The organism is Niastella yeongjuensis, assembly GCF_900110245.1.
Taxonomy (GTDB): domain Bacteria; phylum Bacteroidota; class Bacteroidia; order Chitinophagales; family Chitinophagaceae; genus Niastella; species Niastella yeongjuensis.
Genome location: NZ_FOCZ01000008.1, coordinates 199,344 through 221,639, shown reverse-complemented (window position 1 = coordinate 221,639; position 22,296 = coordinate 199,344). Strand labels below are relative to the sequence as shown.

The following is a 22,296-nucleotide window of genomic DNA, read 5'->3' as shown; positions in this document are numbered from 1 at the left end:
GTCGATGTTAATACGCCAAAACAACATGGCGGAATTAGTGTTAATTGAACAATTTATTTTTAACTTGCGTTGGCATATTATTTTATGTTTTAATAGATGGCAAACAAATCGACCGTAGAAACCGATGTTATACTGATAGGCGCAGGAATTATGAGCGCTACGCTGGGCATGTTGTTGAAACAGTTGAATCCTGCGTTAAGGATTGAGATAGTAGAACGACTGGACAGCGCAGCAGCCGAAAGTTCTGATGCATGGAACAATGCCGGAACAGGCCACTCCGCCTTTTGTGAATTAAATTATACCCCTCAAAAAGAAAATGGATCCATTGATATTTCGAAAGCAATTAAAATTGCGGATTCGTTCGAGGTATCAAAACAGTTCTGGGCTTTCCTGGTAGACAACCAGATCATCAAACTTCCTGATCTATTCATCAAACCTATTCCTCATATGAGTTTTGTATGGGGCGAAAAGAACGTAAGCTATTTGCGGAAGCGCTATGAAGCACTGCAAAGCTGTCACCTGTTCGAGGGGATGAAATATTCGGAAGATGCCAACGTAATCAGCCAATGGGTGCCACTGGTTATCGAAGGAAGAAAACCGGATGAGCCTATTGCTGCTACAAAAATGGACCTTGGTACTGATGTCAACTTTGGTACACTGACAAAGAATTTGCTGGAAGGTCTTGGTGCGATGGAAAATGTGAACATTAAATTCAAGCAGTCAGTTACCGGCCTGAAGAAGAAAAACAATAAATGGAACGTACGGGTGGTGAATGAAGAAAACAACAACTACCACACTATAAGCGCATCATTTGTGTTTATCGGTGCAGGTGGCGGATCACTTCCTTTATTGCTAAAATCAAAGATCCCGGAATCCAAAGGCTTTGGCGGATTTCCTGTAAGCGGACAATGGTTGCGTTGTACCAATCCGGCCATTATTAAGCAACACGCTGCTAAAGTGTATGGCGCTGCGGCAGTTGGCTCCCCTCCTATGTCTGTTCCTCACCTGGATACCAGGTGGATAAAAGGGAAAAGGGAATTGTTGTTCGGCCCCTATGCAGGGTTTACTACAAAGTTTTTAAAGAGCGGGTCATGGCTCGATCTTATAAAATCTATAAAATTCAGTAATATCAAGGCAATGATATTTGCTGGTGCGCGTAATCTTCCATTAACGAAATACCTGATCGATCAGGTAAGGTTAACACCAGATGCGCGGCTCGATGCACTGCGTGAATATTATCCGAATGCCCGTAAAGAAGACTGGGAATTGGCCGTAGCCGGTTACCGGGTACAGGTGATCAAGAAAGATGAAGAAGAAGGCGGTGTACTCGAATTCGGTACCGAAGTGGTAAGTGCTGCCGATGGAAGTATCGCTGCCCTGCTTGGTGCATCCCCCGGTGCCTCCACCGCAGTTTCCATCATGATAGACCTGGTTCACAAGTGTTTCAGCAATCAGGTAAACAGCATCGAATGGCAAAAGAAACTCAAAGAAATGATCCCTTCTTACGGCAAGTCTTTGAGCAAGGACCCCGCCCTTGCGCAGCAGGTGCGTGCTCATACCAGTAAAGTATTGCGATTACATAAACTTCCATAAGTAATTGAAATAAATAAAAAACCTCCTCCGGTTAAGCCAGGGGAGGTTTTTTTATAGTGTTAGGCTATCCTAATTATTGGGAACCGGTCCAAAATACAAGGTACAATAGGCAGGATTATCACCAACGATCGTAGAAGATTGTTCAGCTACATCGTCATAAGAAAACGCATATTGCAGGCGATTGTATGACACACCGGGCGCATGCCAGAACGCCGAATAATAATTATAGGGTGCTGTTTTATAAAATTTCGACACATCCTCCGGATATTGGATCTGATCAACTGCAGCATCTGTAAATAGGCTGTGCCGGTTTAAGGCAGCCACAAATGTCACACGCAAAGAATTATCCAGCTCATGACCTGCCTGCCCATCCAGTGACGAATTATTGAAAGCCCCGGTACCTGCATTTCCACCCAATACATCCGATGTAGTTGGTTTAATGGGCAGGGTTCCGCCTTTTACAACGGTTTTTCCATTTACCGTTTGGGTTTGGGTGAAATTGAATATGTTGTTGTTGTCAACCCGTCCGCGGATAACCAGATTTTGATCTGTTTTGCCAACATTTCCCTTGCCTAAGATCATTACCAGGTCTTTACTTTTATAATTCGTCCAGATGCTGTCTATATAGGTTTGAAAATGTTGGTAAGAAGCCGTCTGGGTAAATATTTTATTACCCGATTCATCCTCCATAGCGCCCGGATTAACGATGTCCTGAAAAAAGGGCCTTATGCACTGGTTATAGTCTGTCGGCTTACTAAAGTCCTTAAAAGCCTGAATCGTATTTTTATGGCTCATGAGTTCCCCTGTTCTTTGTACGGTCCCATTTGATCCCTGGAGGGCGTTCAGCTCAAAGCCTACAGAAAGGGCATAGGCATCAACCCGGGAGGTGTTTACAAAAACCCGCGCACTGCCGCCGTTGTCATAATAAGTGAATTCCATAAAATCAAAAACGGTCCCATAATTCTGGTCTTTGGCATTGGTGCTCTTAGTGGGTGCAGCCAGGCTGGTACCACCGGGATTAACATAATAATAAAGCGGCTTACCAATCGAAAACAGGATGCGTCCACTTTGTATAAAGGGAATAGGTATGGAATGTCGGCCTGTAGCCGGATCAACTGGCATATCCGACATTTTTGTACCGATAACGATAAACTTACCGCCGTCAGTTGGATTATTTGGATTAACCACCTGCGGCAGGGCGCTCAAATTGTTCAGCAGAACCGTTTTGCCGGTCTTCAGGTCGATATAGGCATTTTGGCCGTTGGCGCCAGTGGTTTTTCCCATTACACCAACATACAATTGATCGTCTTTGTAGTCAGTAGGGTTGGAATTCACAATCTCGAGGTGAACGCCGCCCTTTGCATAATCATCGTAATTGATGGGGCCAAGGGGGTCTGGTGCCTTACCGTTATCTTTTTTACAACTTGCTAAAATGATAATGGGTAGCAGTACGTAAAGAATAGCTTTAGTTTTCATAATACTGGATAAATTAAAGTAGCAACATCGGTCGACAAATATGATGCCACACACATATTAAAATAATCATAACTTATCCGCCCCCGTAAGTTTGGTAACATATTCGTAACGGTCGAATTTTATGGAATGTAGAGGCGTATGCATCTAAGTCCTTTTTTAAGCGTACAAACCAGCTAAAAATGATGAAAAAGTATTTCTTTACAACACTTGCGATCTTTGGATTAATGGCCAATTCAGGCAAGGCCCAGCAAATTGATACATTACTGGATGTGGGGGGATACCGGCTCTTTTTTCACATCATAAAAGGCAAAGGGATGCCGATCTTATTTCACAACGGATCGGGAGCAGATGTAACTATTTGGGACACTATTTTAAAGCCAATAGCTGCTGTTACACATGCAACGCTCATTACTTATGACCGCGCCGGTTTTGGAAAAAGCGAGTTGGACTCCAGTAACCAGGAACTGGACAAACATGGAATTCAACAAGGTTTGCAGGGACTGGAAACGGCGCTTAAAAAATTAGGCTATAATGGTAAAATCATGTTGATAGCATCTTCCTATGGGGGCTTTTATGCAGCACTCCAAGCAGCAAAACAACCGGCAACGGTAAAATCTGTAGTGTTGGTCGATGCCAATCATGTTGGCTGGTTTACCGATACCTATGTTGCTGATGAAATGAAAGACAGAATAAAGGATTCGGCGACAGTAAAAAAACAGAACCTGGGCTTTTACTACCAGTCCCTGAATCTCCAGAATACGGTTGAGCTATTGAAAAAAACGCCCTTCCCGGCAACCGTCCCTGTCATTGATATAGTTTCGGAAATCAATTTTCCTGATTCGGTCAGGTCTACAAGATGGAGCATCAGTCAGAAGCAGTTTGTAGCTGCGCAGCCTAACCGTCAGGGTATTACTGCCCACGGATGCCGTCATGTTATTTTTAAAGATAATCCAGCCCTTGTCGTTAATGCAGTTGTAAAAGCTTATACCGGTGCGGTGGGTAAAGAACAAGGTAATGAAATAATGAAGCGGTTTATTTCCTATAGCCTGGAAGCACTCAATCATACGCCCTGTTCAACAAAATGATTACCTGGGCTGAAATTTCATGATAGGTCTTTGGTTTTTAATGACTAAGAGCTGAATTTAGCGAATTTTCCTACAAGATGCAAAGACAATGAAAAGCCGGCACCACCATTGACCAGGCAAAGTTTTTCCAATTGGTGCCCGGAATATGATAATTTCGCGCCTTAAATGAAATAAAGCAGTTGAGAGATAATAGTCACAGCAGGATATCCTATTTTTCTGATAAGACGATCAATGACATTGAATTACCTGAACGTTTTACTTTTCCTTTTTATTATGAGCCCCATCCTTTAACAAAAATAGCAGCTGCAGAACTGCAACATTATCTCGAAACACAAACCCATCTTGATCATAATTTTGGACTAAGCACTAATGCAGAAGGAGTGGCTATCGGCAAAATGTTTGGCGTTCTGGTGGTGCAGGATCCGCAAGGTAAAGTGGGGTATCTCTCCGCTTTCTCGGGTAAACTGGCAGACTCAAACGATCATCCAAGATTTGTTCCGCCAGTCTTCGATATGCTGGTCGAAAACAGTTTTTTTCTCCAGGGGATAGAGATCATTAATGCTATCAATGCCCGCGTTGAGGAAATTGAGTCGAATAAAAACTACCAACAGCTAAAGACAGATGTTCAAAAATTATCAGCACAGTCCTTACAGGAAATTTCAGCTTTCAAAAATCAATTAAAAAGCAATAAAGAGCGCCGCAGGCAGCTCCGTGACAAACATAAGAATAGCCTGGGTCCGCAGGAGTATGCAGTGATTGAAGCAGACCTTATAAAGCAGAGCTTGCATGACAAACATCAACTTGCCGTTTTCACTAACAATTGGGAACAGACTCTTGCAACTGCGCAAACCAGGCTGGCTTCATTTGAAAATGACGTCGAACGTTTAAAAAATGAACGCAGGGAAAAATCGGCAGCCCTGCAACAACAGCTTTTCGACCAGTATGTATTTTTAAACAAAGACGGTCAACACAAAAGTTTACAGGAGATCTTCAGCACCACTGCTTTTGGTAAACCGCCCGGCGGCGCAGGCGAATGCGCCACTCCCAAACTATTGCAATACGCATTTGCGAATAGTTATAAGCCACTTGCTATGGCGGAGTTTTGGTGGGGCGCTGCGCCAAAATCTGAGATCAGAAAACATAAACAATATTACCCCGCCTGTACCGGCAAGTGCAAACCTATTCTGGCACATATGCTGGAAGGAATACCTGTTGAAGAAAATCCATTTTTACGTATTCCGGAAGATAGACGCAAGCTTGAAATAGTTTATGAAGATGAAAGCATTGTTGTTGTGAATAAGCCAGCCGGATTACTTTCTGTTCCCGGAGTAAAGATCAAAGAATCTGTATACACCCGGCTAAAAGATCAATTAGGAGAAACTGAGCCGCTTATTGTTCACCGGCTCGATATGGATACCTCTGGTCTGTTAGTGGTTGCCAAAACGCAATACGCACACAAGCATCTCCAAAGACAATTCATGAAGGGCATGGTAAGAAAACGTTACCGGGCATTACTTTCAAAAGAGCTTGAGCAGTCAGAAGGTGAGATCGAATTGCCTTTGCGCCCTGATCCCTTAAACAGGCCAAGGCAACTGGTTTGTTTTAAAAACGGGAAAAAAAGCATTACCAGGTGGAAAGCGATAAAAAGATACAACGCTATGACCAAAGTTGATTTTTGGCCGCTTACCGGAAGAACGCATCAATTGCGGATGCACTCGGCGCATGAACTGGGTCTTAATGCCCCCATTGTTGGCGACGACCTGTATGGTATGGCAGCTAAAAGAATGTATCTCCACGCTGCTCATATTGAATTCACACATCCAACCACCAAAGAAAAGATCAGCTTTGAAGCCCCAGAGGGTTTTTGATTGCTTTATCCTGTTCGGCTTTTTTAAATTCTATACACGCCAAACCCCAGTTGTTTAACGCATCAAAAACAGTTTGAAGAGACCGGCCTAAAGAAGTTAACTGGTACTCAACGCGTGGTGGAACTTCCGGATAAACTTCCCGGGTAATAATTCCATCCTGCTCCATTTCACGCAACTGAGCAGTCAGTGTCTTTTCTGAAATATCTTTCAGCTCGGTATTGATGAGGGAATATCTTACCGACTCGCCTTTTTTCAATACATCATAGATCCTGAGTTTCCACTTTCCGCTGATCATGACCAACGCCATTTCAACCGCACATGCATCTGGGTTTGTTAACCAGTTTGCTCTTAGAGTTCTGTTATATGCCAACTATTGTGATTTATTGCAAAAATACAGTAAGATTCTGTGCTCAAAATTAAAAGCCAGTGTCACTGTTCTGTCAAAAGGTTGGTTTTATGGAATTTTTACAATTTGATAAATGCCTGTAAATGAGCAATACGAACCTTGAAGTAAGGTAGCGAACCTAGATGTAAGTTATTGGAACTGAATCAAATACCCTGGAGCTTTGTGGTCACAAAAAGCGTTTTACGCAAGAACTACAATGAAAAACAATTCTTTATTCGATCCCTACAACCTGGGATCACAACAATTGACCAACCGGGTAGTAATGGCCCCAATGACCAGAACACGTACATCAGCAGGCGATACTCCTAATGCTTTGATAGCAAAATATTATGGACAACGTGCAAGTGCCGGATTGATTATTTCTGAAGCCACCGATATAGCACCTCATGGCAAAGGCTATTTGTGGACGCCCGGCATCTTCACAGATGCACAAGTTGCAGGATGGAAACTGGTAACCACTGAAGTTCATAGGAATGGTGGTAAAATTTTTATGCAGATCTGGCATGTAGGCCGGATGTCACATATTTCCATGATGCCTGGTGGGCAGGCGCCATGGGGTGTTACCAATGAACGGGCTGCCGATTCCGATGTATTTGCACATGATGCCAGTGGCCGGTTGACCTTTGTGCGGGCAAGTACCCCGAGACAGCTTGAAACCGAAGAGTTGCCGGCACTCATAACGGATTTCAGACAGGCCTTCCGCAATGCAGCAGAAGCCGGATTTGATGGCATCGAGCTTCATGCAGCCAATGGTTACCTGTTTGAACAATTCATGAATGCAAGCCTCAATACCCGCAGCGATGAATATGGAGGCCAATCTCTCGAAAACAGGACCCGCTTTTTGCTTAACGTAGTTGATGCTGCTATACAGGAATTGGGTGCCGGTAATGTCGGAGTCAGGCTTTCTCCATTTGGACATTACAACAGCATGCCAAACGATCCTAACGGCGAAGCCACCTATTTCTATTTATGTTCTGAACTGAATCGCAGGGGCATTGGTTACATCCATCTCCTTTATCAATTGATGCCTAAAGGAAACATGGAGCAGGTTACTAAATTCGAAGAGACGCACCTGCCGGATGAATTTGTTAAAAAGACGCGCGAGATCTTTAACGGCACCATTATCTGGTGCGGGAGCTTTACAAAAGAAGCTGCACAAACAGCATTGGCTACCGGCTGGGTAGACCTGATTGCCTTTGGCCGGCCCTTTATAGGTAACCCCGACCTGGTAGCCCGTTTTAAAAACAACTGGCCACTGGTGGAAGCAGATCGTTCTGCCTATTACACCAGGAACGGCGAAATTGGTTTCACCGACTTTCCTAATTATAACCTTTTTTAGCCCCAATATATCGAAGCATTTCAATGTATCAATTAAACAGCCCCGTTATGAACCGCTTATTACCTCCCCCTCTTTTTCTTTTATTATCGTTCTTCATTATAACCCTTATCAATGCGTGCACCAGCCGGGCTAACCAGAACGAACCGGAAAGCCCTGCAGCCATTGCGGCTGCACCGGGCATTCCTGCAGATGTTCATATTGTTAGCCCGGGAGCCATTAATCAATTGATCGAGATCGCAGGTACCCTTGCTGCCAACCAGGAAGTGTCCGTCTCCAGCGAGCTGACCAAAAAAGTGGTGAACGTTCCCGTGAAAGAAGGACATACAGTACCCAAAGGCGCCCTGCTTTTTCAATTAGACGATGCAGATCTGCAAGCCCAACTGGAGCGGCTTCATCAACAGGAAAAACTGGCAGCACTCAACGAAGGCCGCCTGAAAGACCTGATAGCACACGATGCCGCTTCACAACAGGACTATGACCAGGCTGCTACCAATTTGGCGGTGATAAAAGCAGAGATCAGACAACAGGAAACCACCATCGATAAAACCCGCATCCGGGCACCTTTCGCCGGAAAGATCGGTATCATTCGCACGTATCCCGGCGCGCTGGTTGCGCCCAATGTACCACTTACGACAATCGTGGATGATGCACAGATAAAAGTGGAGTTTGCTGTTCCTGAAAAGTACGCCAACCTGGTTAATCCGGGCAGCCGGCAGGTGTTCACGGTTGAAGGTGACAGCACGCAATTCAATGCTACCGTGACCTCCAAGGAATCGTTTGTAGATCATACTACCAGAACCCTGTTGGTAAGAGCTATAACGCCTAACCCCGGCGGTAAACTAGTGGCCGGACAAAGCGCCCATTTGTCCATTGCCCTGCATACCACCAATGATGCCCTACAAATACCAAGTCAAAGTCTGATGCCTTCTTCACAGGGATACTCCGTTTTTCTGCTGAAAAATGGCAAAGCGCAGCTCACGCCGGTAACAGTGGGCCAGCGTGATGCAGTGCTTGTGCAGATCACCAGTGGAATGCAGGCAGGCGATACCGTTATTGTAAGTAACCAGTTGCGTTTGTCGCCCGGTTCAGCTATTCGCATTATTAATCTCAAATAAAAGAATAAGGCTTAAGCCTCGTACCCTCTTTTACTTTTTCAAATAATTTTATGAGCGCCCTTTCACAAATGAGCATCTCCAGGCCGGTACTGGCGGGGGTGATGTCAGTTCTATTGATCTTATTTGGCATAGTGGGTTATACGTTCCTGGGTACCCGTGAGTACCCGGTAACCGATTCGCCCGTAGTGACCGTAACCACTGTTTACCCCGGTGCAAGTGCCGATATTATAGCTTCGCAGGTAACCAAACCGTTGGAGGAAGCCATTGCGGAAGCCAACGGCATTCGTGCACTTTCTTCAATAAGCCGGGAGCAGGTGAGCATCATCACGGTTGAATTTAACCTGAATGCCGACCTGGAAGCAGCCGCCAATGATGTGCGTGACAAGGTTTCCAAATCACGCCAGCAATTACCTGTAGACATTGAACCTTCCATCGTGGAAAAATCAGGTCCGCCCGATTTCCTGGTGTTCCTGAACGTGCAAAGCGATACCAAAAGCCTGGAAGACATTACCGACCTCGTGAACGTCGATATCAAAGAGCGGTTGCAATCGATACCCGGTGTACGGTTGGCGTATTCGTATGCAGAACGCAAGCGCGCCATGCGGCTGCGTATGGACCCGGTAAAGCTTTCTTCGTACGGGCTTTCTCCTGCCGACATTCAGGCTGCACTACAACGTGAGAATGTGGATCTGCCCAGTGGCCGTATTGAAGGACAGCAAACGGAAATGACCTTACGCACCCTGGGCCGGCTGGTGACGGAAGAAGATTTCAATAACATGATCATCAGCGAAAAGAACGGCGCCATCGTTCGTTTCAGGGATGTAGGCCAGGCCATCATGGGTTCACAGAATGAACGCACGGCGCTGATCGTAGCAGAAGGAAACAGAGCCCGTTATGGCGTGGGTATGGGTGTACTGGCACAACGCGGTGCCAATTCTCTCGCCATCGTTGATGAATTCAACAAACGTTTTCAAGAGATCCTCAAAACGGCGCCGAAGGAATATCACATCAACCTGGGTAAAGATTACACCGCCCCTGTAAGGAATGCCCTTTCTGAAGTGAAAGAAACCCTGATACTCGCATTCGGACTGGTGACCATCATCATTTTCATTTTCCTGCGCGACTGGCGCAGTACGCTGATCCCGCTGGTAGCCATCCCGGTGTCGATTGTCTCTGCCTTCTTTATCATGTACATCATGAATTACTCCATCAATGTGCTTACCCTGCTGGGGCTGGTACTGGCCATTGGGCTGGTGGTTGACGATGCTATTGTGGTACTCGAGAACATTTATTCGAAAATAGAAGCTGGCATGACACCGCTGGAAGCGGCACGGAAGGGTTCAAACGAAATATACTTTGCTGTAATATCCACCACTATTACGCTGGGGGCGGTGTTCCTCCCCATCGTGTTTCTCGGCGGTATTACCGGTAAACTGTTTAAAGAGTTTGTGGTAGTGGTAGCCGGCTCTGTAGTGATCTCCGCATTCGTGGCCCTTACCCTGTCGCCCATGATGAGCGCTTACCTGCTGAAAGCAGGCGCCCACCACAGCTGGCTGTACCGTAAAACGGAACCCTTCTTTGTAAAATTGAATAACAGCTATGAAAGGCTGCTGAAAGGCTTCATGCGATATCGTTGGCTGGGCTTCGCCTTGCTCATTCTTTCGTTTGGTATCGCCTGGCGGCTGGCGCCTAAATTGCCATCAGAACTGGCTCCCCTGGAAGATCGATCGATGCTGGGCCTGGTGGTAATTGGGCCAGAAGGCGCTTCCTTTGAAAGCATGGAAGCATCTATGAAAGAGATCAGCAATTATGTTTCTGATTCCATTCCCGATCAGTATCACAATTTAACCTATAGTGCAGTGGCGGCAGGCATAGGCTCGTTGGCGCAACCAGTGAACACTGGATATGTATCGATCTACCTGGAAGAACCGCATAACCGTAAAAGCGGTATGACGCAGCAACAGGTGTATGAAAAACTGATGGCCGCCAGCACCCGGTTCCGCAATGTGATGGTTATACCGATCCAGTTACCCACTATCAGTGGCTCTTCATCCAGTCAGCCGATTGAATATGTAGTTCAGGCACCCGATCTGAAACAACTGATAACAGTAATGCCCAAACTCACCGGTGCTATTGGCAGCAGTAACAAGCTGCGTTTCGTAAATCCTGACTTCAAAGTGAACAGACCTGAGATCAGTATTTCCATCGATCGCCAGCGGGCCGCCCAGTTAGGCATCTCAACCCAGGAGATCGGTCGTTCCCTGCAGCTGGCACTGAGCGGACGCCGCTATGGCTACTTTATCTACAACGACCGCCAATATGAAGTGATCGGTCAACTGGAACGGGCTGAACGTTCTACCCCCGAAAACCTGCGTTCTATATTTCTGAAATCATCCAATAACGAAATGGTACCATTAGACAACCTGGTGTCGTTACAGGAAGGGATTAGTCCACCCGCCATTTACCGGTACAACCAAAGTTACAGCGTAACCATACAGGCTACGCCGGCGCCGGGTGTAAGCATGGGAGAAGCGTTGAATGAGATGGACCGCATCACAAAAGCAACCCTGCCTGCAGGATTCAGCACCACACTGGCAGGCCAAAGCCGTGATTATAAGGAAAGCAGTTCGAGCCTGGTGTTTGCATTCATCTTCGCCATAATCCTCATTTACCTGGTTCTGGCGGCGCAGTTTGAAAGTCTGGTCGATCCGTTCATCATTCTGCTTACCGTACCCATGGCCGTAACAGGTGCCCTTATCAGCCTGTGGGTAAGCGATAGCTCTATCAATATTTTCAGTCAGATCGGCATGATCATGCTGATCGGTTTGATCACGAAGAACGGGATCCTGATCGTAGAATTTGCCAACCAGCGGAAAAAAGAAGGCCTGAGTGTACAGGAAGCTGTAATCTCGGCAGCCGCCTCCCGCTTCAGACCCATTTTAATGACTACCCTGGCCATGATCTTCGGCGCACTGCCCATTGCACTCAGTTTGGGTAACTCCTCCGGCAGCCGTGCTTCACTGGGTATTGTAGTAGTAGGCGGACTGGTATTCGCCGGTATCCTTACCCTTTTTGTGATCCCTGCCGTGTACAGCTATTTTAGCCGGAAAGCAAAACCTGTGCATGCTTTAACTTATCTCCTCCTGTTTGCAACACTTACCCCGTTTGCAGGCAATGCGCAGCAGGAAAAAAGCATCAGTTTATCCAATGCCGTACAGCTGGCAAAACAATACAACCGAACTTTAAAAGTCAATGTGTTGGACATTTCCATTGCCGGCGAGCAGGTACGGGTAGCGAAAAGCCTTTCGTTGCCAGCAGTACAACTGGGGGCCCAGTACCTGCATTACTTTGCGTTGCCCGCGTTCTTTGGATTTGGAGCAACCGACAATACCGGTAAAGTTCCCTATGACCGTTTTGGCGGCCGGGACCAGTTTTCGGGCGTGATCAGCGCCAGTTATCCGCTCTATAATCCCATAGCGGCCCCAACACGCAAAGCAGCGCAATTACAGCAACAGGTATCCCGGGAACTGTACCGGCAATCAGCTATTGATGTAGTGGCTGAAGTACAACAAACCTACCTCGGCATACTGGTGTTGGCAGAACGGTTGAAACTGCAACAGGAAAGCCTCTTGCGTAATGAAAAAGCGCTGGCCGATGCCAGGTCGTTGCTGGCCCAGGGCCGGGGCCTGCGTGTTGATACGTTAAGGGCTTATACCGCAGTGGAAAACCTGAAACCGGATCTGCTCAAAATCAACTATGCTATTGAAACAGGCAAACAACAATTGATCACCTTCATGGGAATGGATTCGCTTACGCAGATCACCCTCACCGATTCACTGGCTGCCATTGCACCCATAGCTATTCCTGCAGAAAATGAATTATACAGTCAGGCATTGCAGCAGCGGCCCGATTTGCAGGTTTTGCTATTACAACAACAGGTAAGTGAACAGAAAACGACGCTGGCCAAAGCAACCCGGTTGCCAGTGGTGTCTGCAATAGCACAATATCAGTTGCAAACACAAACGCGTCAATTTGATTTCGTACATACCAACTGGCCTTCCACTCCTTTTGCCGGGGCACAGGTAGTATTACCATTGTTCACGGGCTTTAGCAACCAGGCAAAGATCCGGCAGGCGGAACTGGCGCAGACCCAATCAGGCATCAGGGTCACCGAAGCACAACAGGCGCTGAAGACAATGGTAAAACAGGTGATCGCTCATTTAAAGGAAACATACGACCGCATGCAAACGCAATTGAAAGTAAAAGAAACAGCCTTGCAGGGATACGATATTGTGCAATACCGGTATGCAAAGGGCGTAACCTCCCGGCTCGATTTAACCGATGCAGAACTGGCTTTAACAGCCGCACAATTAAATTATCTGGAAGCTGTGTTTGATTATCGCAGCGCAATCATAGAATTAGCACGAACAAGTGGTAACGAAGGTTTAATCAAGTAGACGTACAAGAAAAATGAGGAGTTCCCCCGGATTCATCAACCGGGGGATTTTTTTTAGATACCCCGACCGTATCATTTTCCTTATTTTCGATGTACAATCCAACTTAACTACGATTATGCGCAAATTACTGTTCCTGCTATTGCTTATTGCCGGCAGCCAAAACCTCTTCAGCCAAACACCTGCCTTTATTACCGATAGTCTGGATGGTTACATCCGCCAGGGAATGAAAGACTGGAACGTACCGGGGTTAGCCATTGTAATTGTAAAAGATGGTCAGGTTGCTTTTATGAGAGGCTATGGGGTGGCAGATACGGCTACCCGCCAAGCCGTTGATGAGAACACCTTGTTTATGATTGCCAGCAATACCAAATTGTTTACCGGTACCGCACTCAGCCAGCTGGAATATGACAAAAAATTGTCGCTGGATGATAAATTCACCAAATACTTTCCCGGGTTTAAATTATATGAAGCCACCACCACCAGTTTGTTAACAGTACGCGACCTGTTGAGCCATCGCATTGGCACCAAAACCTTTCAGGGTGATTTTACCTTTTGGAACAGCCGCCTTACCTCACAACAGATCATGGATAAAATGAAACTGCTGAAACCTGAAGCCGGTTTTCGCAGCCATTACGGGTATTGCAACAGTTGCTTTTTAGCGGCAGGCGAAGTAATTCCCAAAATAACCGGTCAGTCGTGGCAAAAGTACATCCAGGACAGTATACTAACGCCTTTGCAAATGACGCATACCTTTACCAGCATACACAATCTGACTGATACCCGTCTGTTGTCGAAACCTTATACAACCAGTTTCACCGGCCAATTGAACCAGGTGCCCTGGGACGATTGGGATAACCTGGCACCAGCTGCCTCTTTGATCAGCAATGTGAGCGATATGTCGCACTGGCTGTTGTTTCAACTCGATAGTGGCCGTTATGAAGGAAAACGGGTGATGCCTTTTAGTGTGTTACAAAAAACACGCGATATCAATACCCCCATTACCAGCCGGAAATCATCGGTAGTACCAACCCACATCGCAGGATATGGATTAGGCCTTATAGTGGGCGATTACAACGGCCGGCAGGTTTACTGGCATACAGGCGGTGCTGCAGGCATGGTAAGCGTGGTATGTTTTGTTCCTGAAGAAAAGCTGGGTATCGCAGTGCTTACGAACAACGACAATCAGGGTTTATATGGCGCCTTGCGGGCCCAGGTGCTGGATGCCTATACCGGCATGCCCTATCAAAACAGAAGTAAAAAATACCTGACGGATTTTAATAATACTATGGCCGACACCCTGAAAACCATTCACGGCTGGCAGGATCGCGTAAAAGGCGCAGCACCTTCACTACCCTTAACGTCCTATGTGGGCCATTATACAAACGGATTGTACGGGTCACTGGATGTTAAACTGAGGGCCGATAAAAAAAGTTTATCGGTGAAATTCAACAGCCATGCAAATTTAACCGCTACCCTTTCGTATATGGATTCGAATGAGTGGCTGCTGCAATATGACAATATCGAATACGGTATCTTTTCTGTACAATTCAAGATCAGTGGAAATAAAGTAATCTCCATCGAAACCAAAGAAAGTGATTTTGTGGAAGAAGATCCTTATGTGTTTGTGAAGCAGCCATAGCTCTTATTTAAAGCTATACTTATAGAAAATACTGTCAACTGCCATTCGTGAAAAATTAGCAGGCAACGAGTCGACAGTCACCTGATGAAAATGATTTTTTTCATAAAAGCGATGGGCGGCATGAAACTTATCGGTTGTACCGAGAAAGATTTCCTGCAGCCCTTTTTCTTTTGCCCAGGAGAGCAGTGTGTTCAGCAGCGCCTGAGCTACACCAAATTCTTTGCCCCGGTAATCTTTATGAACAAACATTTTTCGCAGGGCGCCCTGCTGGTCGCCTATATCTGACAATGCAATGGTGCCTATTACGGTGTTGTCAATGATCGCTGCCCAGAAGTTTCCAGTGCCCTGCTGGTAATAACCGGGAATATCCTGCAGATCGGGCTGGTCGGCGGCTGTTATTGCTACGTTGAATTCTTCAGTTTGAATCGGAAGGATCAGATCGATTATTGATTGTTTATAATTGTCGGTATACACAGCTATTTTATAATTCATGGGCGAAATGTACAAAAAAGCAACTATTTATGGCGGCTTGCGTTTTGAGAGTAATAGAATTAGTTTTGGAATCAAATACATGAACAAACCAATTAGCCATGCCTATTTTGTATGAACTGAACCCATATTATCCAGGAACAGACTTAAGTGAACAAGCCAGGACCATAAGAGATTTTGTTAATACCTGTTTTAAATATGAGCCGGTTCGAAAATTCATTGATCAATTCCCGGTACTTGAACCAATAAGTATCTATATTCTGAAAAGCGCCATCTTAGCAGGATACTGGAACTCTTATTATGGCTTTAACTGGACAAAGGAACAGGAGATCAGCTTTTGGCAGCTTGTTTATGAAAAAAGGCATCCCCAAAGCGGCGCTGCCATATTAACACTTGCAGAATCATACAGAGGAAATGGAATTAAAACGCTGCATGAGGTAATTGACCTATACTTTGATGCCATTAATATTGATCTTCAGCATTACTTCTCTTTAACACAAGATGGAGGAGACGAACTGGAAGAATTAAGAAAAGATCCTGAACTCAATAAAAGGTTCCTGCTTATTGAACTGAATATTTGGGAGAACCTGTACGATTACTCATTAGCAGATATTGAGGAAGAAACTCCATATATTATCCAAAGGTGTAAGGGAGATGCAAACCTGGAAAGTTTTGTAAAGTCAAAAATTGAAGAATTGATTAAAAGAAAAAGCACTTCTGGCAATGTATAGATGTTAATTTTTTCTGATCCGGTCCTGTTCATCCAGTGTGCCTGCGCCCTGTTTTCTGGCACGCGTTGCAGCGGTTCCAAAAGACCGGGAATATGTTAATTTGATAATGGGTGAATGCCCTGATTCGGGATTGTACGTTACCTCGCTTTTCCCGTTAAAGGCATCTTCACTCAACTTACCATAAAAACTCCTGTATTTGATGGTACTGAAAACATCCGAAATCGACAACTGAAAAGTTCCTTTGTTGTTGTTCAGGTCTTTTCGGATGCCGGCATTGACCGCGCCAAAGGAATTCACTTTCACCGTGCCGTCGTAGGAAGATGAATTGAACCAGCCCGAAATCTCCATCGTAAATAGCCGGGGCAGTGTAAAACTTTGTGTAAAGTTGGCTGAATAAGCGACATATTTCTTTTCAGCCGGTATCTTTGGATAGGTCGCCCTGAAATGGCGCCAGCTGCCCAGCATGGTATAACTCATACTCCACCACCTGGTCACCTTCCACGGCAGACTGGCCTGCAAGGTTCCGTTGTTCTGAAAATCAAGGTTCTGCGGGGATAAGTACATCAGGTCGCCCGAAGGGCTCGATGTGAGTTGGTACCGGGCGATAGGCCGATCGTCTCTGCTTACTAACAAAGAGAAAGAAAAGCGCTTATAGCTATAACCCAATTTCAGGTTATTGGTGATACAAGGTTTCAACAAGGGATTGCCGGTAAAAACCGACATTGGATCATTATAGGCCACAAACGAAGAAAGGTCATTGTAGGAAGGCCGGCTGATGCGCCTGGTGTAGGATACCTGCCATGTTGAATTTTCACTAAACCGGCCCTGCAGTAACAGGTTGGGAAATAAAGTACCAAGCCTTCTATCGATGGGTTTTTCACCGGGAATATGATTATCGATGAGGGTATGAGAATATTCATACCGGGCGCCCACCGTTAGCGAAGCCGTGGGACTTAATTGCATATTCACCGAAGCATAAGCAGCCCCGATGCATTCCTTCATCACAAGATCATTGGTGGTTTCGGGGCGTGTTACCCAGGTATTGCCCACCAGGCTTTCAATACCTGAAACACTCCCATTTCTGGTTAAAGAGCCTTTGATGCCAGTTTCCAGTTTTGTCTTCTTGCTTACTTGTTTCTGGTAGTCGGCCTTCGCCATACCAACCTGTATAATGGTGTTGGCAAAACCTTTTTGATTGGGTGAAAAAAGCGTATCATTATTGGTACCGGCCAGGTTACCATGCTCATCAATAAAAATGCTGTGTACGTTAGTGGGGTTTCCATTTTTATAATGAATATAATCCACTTCCATACTTAATTGGTTCCCTGCCCCGATTGTCCGCTCGATGTAGATTGAATTGACAATACTCTGCCAGCGGTTACGGAGATTGATATTACCGGTGAACAGCAATAATGAATCGGGCATAATGGTCATTTCCCGCCGGTTAAAAGAAGCAGCGCTGATGTGCAGGCTACTATATTGAATGCCGCCACCAATGGTTGTGCGCGGGTTGATCGGCCAATCGACGCCTACTGAAGCATCGTGGTTATTCTGGGTAGGCTTTCGGGTATTCCAGAACAAACCGTGCATCTCTCCGCCCAGTACCGGAAAATCCTGGGTGCCTGCACCAAACAGGTGGTTATAACTCCGGTCGCGGGAATAGGTGTAAGTACCATGTACAGCTAATGTTTTTTCATTGTGTGAAAGATTCAAATTACCATTTGCCTTTTCGCCCCAGCCATAGCCCGCAGTAAATGAAACAGAACCATTGGTACCTGCCTTCCGGTTTTCCTTCAATACGATATTGATCATACCTGCGCTGCCCGATGCCTCGTATTTGGCAGGAGGCGTAGTCATTAATTCGATCTTTTCAATGTTATCCGCGCTCATCCCATTCAGCAGGGTGACCACCTGCTCCATCGGCATCCGCATCACCTTGCCGTTGATCATCACCACAACCCCTGTTTTACCGTTCAGGGCAATGCCGTTGTTCCGGTAATCGATCACGACACCCGGCGATCGTTCCAGCAACTGCAGGGCTGTGCTGCCTTTGGTCAATACACTGCTCTCCACATTTACCACTGTACCAAAGACCTGCTGCTGCAACAGGGGTTTCTCCGCCCGCACAATTACCTGCCCCAGTTCCCTGGCGTTTTCCCGCAGAACCTGCGTACCAAAATCTCTCCCCGGTTGAGCACTACTCCATTCAAATGGAGCTGATTCCCATGTATGGAAACCAACACTGCTTAAACGTAGCCGGTACATCCCGGGCAATAAATTATCCAGTTGAAAACTCCCTTTGTCATCGGTAAGCGTTGCTTTGGCAAGTGATGTGTCCGCCACTTTCAACAGCAGTACATTGGCAAAGGCGATAGGTTGTCCGCTGACGGTAGTAAGCTTACCGGTTACCTGGCCCCAAATAGCAGGTGCAAACAGCAGCCAAAGGGGCAGCAATACAATCTTCATACAATTATTCAATTAAAGTGGTAGTGCAGATGCAGAACAAAGAAAGTATTGCCGGGAAAAGTAAAAAAGCAGGAATGACTACGGGTAGGATATAATTGATGAAATGCAGAAAAGCCATGGAAAAGTACAGGGTATAGGAACAGCTAACTTATGGTTTAAGCGCTAAAAAATTCCCTGGTCTGTTTAAGCCTTGTGGAATTAACCCACATTTTTCCGCTTCTAAAGTAGATATGGGTTCTACATGAATCAGCTCTGGTATTTGAATGAGTCTAACCTTGTCAACAGGGTTGTCCATATAGGTTGCATAAGAAATCAAATTGTCCCTTCTTTCAATATCTTCGCCATGGAAGTGAAAATGATTTATTTCTTTATCTTTTATGGAGCAAATATAAATACAGTGCTTCTCCTGGTATATAAAAATCAAATGATCCTTGTACCATTCCATTAACAGACAATAACATCCAAATACAGGGTTATAGGTTTCAGGCTCCCAGCTGAGTGAAAAATTATCTTCATATATTCTTACAAGATGATTATCCCTTATACTCGATTGAAACCAGGCTATTTTATCACCGGCAATTGAAATATCATTGGGATATATATAACACTCATCTTCGGATTCATTTGTCCAGGTTATTTTCTTTCTTCCATTCTCAGTAACAATCTGGGGTGCTATAATAACTCTTTCCTGCTCTCTTTGTAATATTTCCAATACCTTATTTAATTTATCCATTTTTTTAGTTTTATCTACTTATCAATAGCTACGCACAGAATCCTCATCGATCAGCAGTTTTTTATAGATGGGATGAGACAGAACATCCATATAATCCATGCGCCGCCCGGCAATTTTTAGGTTGCGGGAAACCAAACGAATGCCGTGACTGTAATCTACATACCAGTTGACATGGCCGCCATACAGTGGTTGAATTGGCTTTCCGTTCAGCTGGTGCCATCCATATATTACTACGTTTTTACCGGTGATTTTACTACTGCTCACCACATCTTTTTTTATGCCGGCTATCAGCCCTTTTTTCCCTTTACGCTGTCCCTCAATGATCAGGTGATGATGCCAGAAAGTGATGGCGCTATCGCGGTATGCATATAGAGGGACTGGTTCCAGCATTACAGCGGCTTGTGTATAGATGTCATTCACCATTTTGCGGGTAGGCAGAAAGCAGTGTAAACTGTCGGCAATGGCTTGTGCGGTCATAGGCGTTAGCGGAATCCTTGCCCAGTTTGTTTTGCTTCCAACGCTAAGGTAATCTGGAGTAACATAAAAGACTGCCCTGATCTTTCGGCCTGAGCTATCTGTGATGGAAGTATGAACAGGTTTTAGCTTTCTTAGAAACGGGGGCAGGTTCCCTGCTAAAATCTGCTGTCGGGCAATGGGCTCCCGCTGATCCCACTTCATACTGTCAGCCATTTGATAAAATTCGCGACCAGTCATAGAGCCGGGTGGTCTTGAAGGCAATGGAAGCCGGTGACAGGAAGTAAGCAATAGGACTAAAGCAATAATTCGAAGCATGGACACAAGCTAGATTATTAATGCGAAATTAAAGTCAATTATTGGAGACAACAAGGACTTGTAAAGCTTTTTTTACACCAGTAAAACCCTCTTCTTTTGAAACAACAGCATCGACATTTAAGGAGCTGGCAAGTGTCTGTTTAGTGATCTCCATCGAGTATACCAGGATCTTAATACAAGGCCAGGTCTTTTTCAATATTTTGATCGTTTCATGACCGTTTAACACAGGCATATTAAGATCGAGGATGCATATATCCGGCAGATTATCCATTGATAATTTATCTAACAGTTCCCGTCCATTACACGCCTCTATTACAATAGCATAATCCCAAAGCGTAAGGCCATATAATAAGTATTCCCGGATGATGTTATGGTCATCAACTATAGCAATTTTAGTTTTTCTATTTTGGGCGTGATCCATATTTCAAGGTTTTTTTGTTTATTGAAGAAAAAGGCCCTCCCCAGACGAGGGAAGGCCGTACCATTAAACATATACCTACAATAAAGTACCATATCGAGAGAGTTGCTCATAAATTATATCGATCTTTAATCGCTCACATTCGGACAGTATTCCGCCAATTACTGCCAGCTGAAATTCCGGTATACTGAAGTTGTAACGGGGGCAGATTTCCGCAAACATAATTCCAGCCTCAATTATTTCTATTGCTTTATTATGATCTACGCCTGCGTTAACCAAAACATTAGTTAAATAGACTGCGTGGTCTAGTACACTAGCACTTTGCCGGTGAAACCGCTGATCTATTACTCTTAAGAATTGATCTTCGAAAAAATCTGATGGAACTTTTATACTACAACCAAATATATCGGCGGTGGCGAACAAACTACACGCCAAAGCAACTTTAAAATCATGCAGCTTGCTTAAATTTAAATCGCCCACACTACTGTAAATAAACGAAAACATTTGATCTAAGACCGCATTCGTATCGAGCGTTTTACCACCAACAAAATACTGTTCCTTAAACTTGTGGACTACCCAATAAAACCGATCCCGAAAATATCTTTCACCATCTTTTGTTTTAACGGGTAATTTTTGTTGCAATCTATCATCGATAGATTTAATAAAGGATTCCATAATTTCAAAGTTCATAGACAAGTGGTTTAATATGAAGTCATAAAAGACTAAAAATTGTGCTTTCGCAACAACTCACGCACGAAAGACTGGCTTGCATCTTCCTTATCAAAAAATGTATACAATTGATCTGCTAAGGTATCGGCATTAAAGAATCCAGCGAGGTGAAAAGGGATACCTTTAGAATCGTCAGCAACCAAATGTGCAACTTGTATGTGCACATTACTGTATATGGAGGACAAGCGATTATTATTGGTCACAATAACTAATTTAGCTGCTTTGGCACCTGCATGTTGAAGGTTTCCGGAATTCAGGTGATCACCGGTCATTCCAAATCGTGTTTTAAATTTTTTAAACCGGTCATTAGCCCAGAAGATAAGAAACTCATCCCAGGAACTGGAGTTATAAATATTCATTTTAGATTCCTCAAATTCATCCCAGTCTGTTAAATGATGGTGATAGTCGTAATGAAATTCAATAGCCCAACCTGTTATTTCATGTAGCATATCTATATATGCAAATAAATTTCTCCGTTGGACAAAACGGTAAAGCGGCTGTAGGATTATGTCAGCTATACAGGCTGTATAGAGTAACAATGATCGATCAGTTTTTTGTGTCGGCAGATGTGAAGTGTTGTTCATTCTAATAATTATAAAGTCAATAATGGAATCATGTCATTTCCGGAATGGCAGCAAATAAGGCCGGGACGACGACAAGGACAAAACCGCCCCGGCCAGGCTGTTTAAAAATAGCACACAGCGTTTAAGAGTTACGGATAAACGGGCCATTGCTTCTATTAACTATACCCATACCAATACTACGATTTTACCTTTCAAAACAACAGTGGCTCGGGCCGCGTTTGGTTTCGTAGGTAGATTTCAACATCCTCAAACATTACTTCCGAAACTCATGGTCACTCTTTCGCACAAGCGCTATATTTTATCAACCTGAAATAAAATTACGGAGCTGTTTTAACGTAAAAAACGCCATTTGGCGTTTTTTTTAACAATGGAATTT

The 22,296-nt window shown here is 44.9% G+C and carries 17 protein-coding genes; 8 read left to right on the top strand and 9 right to left on the bottom strand.

Annotated features, from left to right (window positions below; translation table 11 throughout):
* The first annotated feature begins 96 nt into the window (after window positions 1-96).
* Window positions 97-1,593, top strand: coding sequence for a malate:quinone oxidoreductase (locus tag BMX95_RS22155; protein WP_081197773.1), 1,497 nt, complete (start codon window positions 97-99; stop codon window positions 1,591-1,593).
* Window positions 1,594-1,662: 69 nt separating this feature from the next.
* Here BMX95_RS22155 and BMX95_RS22150 read toward each other — a convergent pair whose 3' ends face one another.
* Entirely contained in the window at window positions 1,663-3,069 is a 1,407-nt protein-coding gene (locus tag BMX95_RS22150; RefSeq protein ID WP_081197774.1) for a beta-1,3-glucanase family protein, read from the bottom strand.
* A gap of 179 nt (window positions 3,070-3,248) precedes the next feature.
* Here BMX95_RS22150 and BMX95_RS22145 point away from each other — a divergent pair, with 179 nt between their 5' ends.
* Window positions 3,249-4,154, top strand: coding sequence for an alpha/beta fold hydrolase (locus BMX95_RS22145; protein WP_081197775.1), 906 nt, complete (start codon window positions 3,249-3,251; stop codon window positions 4,152-4,154).
* A 179-nt stretch (window positions 4,155-4,333) separates the two neighbouring features.
* Entirely contained in the window at window positions 4,334-6,022 is a 1,689-nt protein-coding gene (locus BMX95_RS22140; RefSeq protein WP_081197776.1) for an RluA family pseudouridine synthase, read from the top strand.
* On the opposite strand, the gene BMX95_RS22135 is transcribed toward BMX95_RS22140, so the two are convergent.
* The gene (locus tag BMX95_RS22135; protein WP_242672997.1) at window positions 5,994-6,317 is read right to left on the bottom strand and encodes a winged helix-turn-helix transcriptional regulator; all 324 of its coding nucleotides are present in this window, start codon (window positions 6,315-6,317) and stop codon (window positions 5,994-5,996) included. The two genes, BMX95_RS22140 and BMX95_RS22135, sit on opposite strands and share 29 nt — an antisense overlap.
* A gap of 307 nt (window positions 6,318-6,624) precedes the next feature.
* Here BMX95_RS22135 and BMX95_RS22130 point away from each other — a divergent pair, with 307 nt between their 5' ends.
* The 4 genes from BMX95_RS22130 to BMX95_RS22115 all read left to right on the top strand — a co-directional run bounded on the left by BMX95_RS22130 (window position 6,625) and on the right by BMX95_RS22115 (window position 14,978).
* Entirely contained in the window at window positions 6,625-7,767 is a 1,143-nt protein-coding gene (locus tag BMX95_RS22130; RefSeq protein WP_081197778.1) for an alkene reductase, read from the top strand.
* A 47-nt stretch (window positions 7,768-7,814) separates the two neighbouring features.
* Window positions 7,815-8,882, top strand: coding sequence for an efflux RND transporter periplasmic adaptor subunit (locus BMX95_RS22125; protein WP_081197837.1), 1,068 nt, complete (start codon window positions 7,815-7,817; stop codon window positions 8,880-8,882).
* Window positions 8,883-8,932: 50 nt separating this feature from the next.
* Entirely contained in the window at window positions 8,933-13,339 is a 4,407-nt protein-coding gene (locus BMX95_RS22120; RefSeq protein WP_081197779.1) for an efflux RND transporter permease subunit, read from the top strand.
* A 115-nt stretch (window positions 13,340-13,454) separates the two neighbouring features.
* Window positions 13,455-14,978: a serine hydrolase gene (locus tag BMX95_RS22115; RefSeq protein WP_081197838.1), complete on the top strand. Its 1,524-nt coding sequence runs from the start codon at window positions 13,455-13,457 to the stop codon at window positions 14,976-14,978.
* A gap of 3 nt (window positions 14,979-14,981) precedes the next feature.
* Here the strand turns inward: BMX95_RS22115 and BMX95_RS22110 are convergent, their stop codons facing one another.
* A complete protein-coding gene (locus BMX95_RS22110; protein WP_081197780.1) occupies window positions 14,982-15,470 on the bottom strand; it encodes a GNAT family N-acetyltransferase in 489 nt (162 codons plus the stop codon).
* Between the two features lie 98 nt (window positions 15,471-15,568).
* On the opposite strand from BMX95_RS22110, the gene BMX95_RS22105 reads away from it, so the two are divergent.
* Window positions 15,569-16,198, top strand: coding sequence for a hypothetical protein (locus tag BMX95_RS22105; RefSeq protein ID WP_081197781.1), 630 nt, complete (start codon window positions 15,569-15,571; stop codon window positions 16,196-16,198).
* A gap of 3 nt (window positions 16,199-16,201) precedes the next feature.
* Here the strand turns inward: BMX95_RS22105 and BMX95_RS22100 are convergent, their stop codons facing one another.
* The 6 genes from BMX95_RS22100 to BMX95_RS22075 form a co-directional block, all read right to left on the bottom strand.
* On the bottom strand, window positions 16,202-18,664 hold the full coding sequence (locus BMX95_RS22100) for an outer membrane beta-barrel family protein (protein WP_081197782.1): 2,463 nt from the start codon (window positions 18,662-18,664) through the stop codon (window positions 16,202-16,204).
* A 148-nt stretch (window positions 18,665-18,812) separates the two neighbouring features.
* On the bottom strand, window positions 18,813-19,397 hold the full coding sequence (locus BMX95_RS22095; protein WP_081197783.1) for a hypothetical protein: 585 nt from the start codon (window positions 19,395-19,397) through the stop codon (window positions 18,813-18,815).
* Between the two features lie 21 nt (window positions 19,398-19,418).
* On the bottom strand, window positions 19,419-20,189 hold the full coding sequence (locus BMX95_RS22090) for a hypothetical protein (RefSeq protein WP_133053850.1): 771 nt from the start codon (window positions 20,187-20,189) through the stop codon (window positions 19,419-19,421).
* Window positions 20,190-20,223: 34 nt separating this feature from the next.
* Complete coding sequence (locus tag BMX95_RS22085; RefSeq protein ID WP_081197785.1) at window positions 20,224-20,610, bottom strand: response regulator; 387 nt, start codon at window positions 20,608-20,610, stop codon at window positions 20,224-20,226.
* Between the two features lie 75 nt (window positions 20,611-20,685).
* Window positions 20,686-21,297 (bottom strand): hypothetical protein, encoded by a 612-nt coding sequence (locus BMX95_RS22080; RefSeq protein ID WP_081197786.1) that lies wholly within the window; start codon window positions 21,295-21,297, stop codon window positions 20,686-20,688.
* Between the two features lie 32 nt (window positions 21,298-21,329).
* Entirely contained in the window at window positions 21,330-21,920 is a 591-nt protein-coding gene (locus BMX95_RS22075) for a hypothetical protein (protein WP_133053851.1), read from the bottom strand.
* Window positions 21,921-22,296: the final 376 nt, after the last annotated feature.

Coding starts and splice junctions, on each gene's coding strand:
- BMX95_RS22155 (WP_081197773.1), top strand. CDS start 97: ATGGCAAACAAATCGACCGTAGAAACCGATGTTATACTGATAGGCGCA.
- BMX95_RS22150 (WP_081197774.1), bottom strand. CDS start 3,069: ATGAAAACTAAAGCTATTCTTTACGTACTGCTACCCATTATCATTTTA.
- BMX95_RS22145 (WP_081197775.1), top strand. CDS start 3,249: ATGATGAAAAAGTATTTCTTTACAACACTTGCGATCTTTGGATTAATG.
- BMX95_RS22135 (WP_242672997.1), bottom strand. CDS start 6,317: ATGATCAGCGGAAAGTGGAAACTCAGGATCTATGATGTATTGAAAAAA.
- BMX95_RS22130 (WP_081197778.1), top strand. CDS start 6,625: ATGAAAAACAATTCTTTATTCGATCCCTACAACCTGGGATCACAACAA.
- BMX95_RS22125 (WP_081197837.1), top strand. CDS start 7,815: ATGAACCGCTTATTACCTCCCCCTCTTTTTCTTTTATTATCGTTCTTC.
- BMX95_RS22120 (WP_081197779.1), top strand. CDS start 8,933: ATGAGCGCCCTTTCACAAATGAGCATCTCCAGGCCGGTACTGGCGGGG.
- BMX95_RS22115 (WP_081197838.1), top strand. CDS start 13,455: ATGCGCAAATTACTGTTCCTGCTATTGCTTATTGCCGGCAGCCAAAAC.
- BMX95_RS22110 (WP_081197780.1), bottom strand. CDS start 15,470: ATGAATTATAAAATAGCTGTGTATACCGACAATTATAAACAATCAATA.
- BMX95_RS22105 (WP_081197781.1), top strand. CDS start 15,569: ATGCCTATTTTGTATGAACTGAACCCATATTATCCAGGAACAGACTTA.
- BMX95_RS22100 (WP_081197782.1), bottom strand. CDS start 18,664: ATGAAGATTGTATTGCTGCCCCTTTGGCTGCTGTTTGCACCTGCTATT.
- BMX95_RS22095 (WP_081197783.1), bottom strand. CDS start 19,397: ATGGATAAATTAAATAAGGTATTGGAAATATTACAAAGAGAGCAGGAA.
- BMX95_RS22090 (WP_133053850.1), bottom strand. CDS start 20,189: ATGCTTCGAATTATTGCTTTAGTCCTATTGCTTACTTCCTGTCACCGG.
- BMX95_RS22085 (WP_081197785.1), bottom strand. CDS start 20,610: ATGGATCACGCCCAAAATAGAAAAACTAAAATTGCTATAGTTGATGAC.
- BMX95_RS22080 (WP_081197786.1), bottom strand. CDS start 21,297: ATGAACTTTGAAATTATGGAATCCTTTATTAAATCTATCGATGATAGA.
- BMX95_RS22075 (WP_133053851.1), bottom strand. CDS start 21,920: ATGAACAACACTTCACATCTGCCGACACAAAAAACTGATCGATCATTG.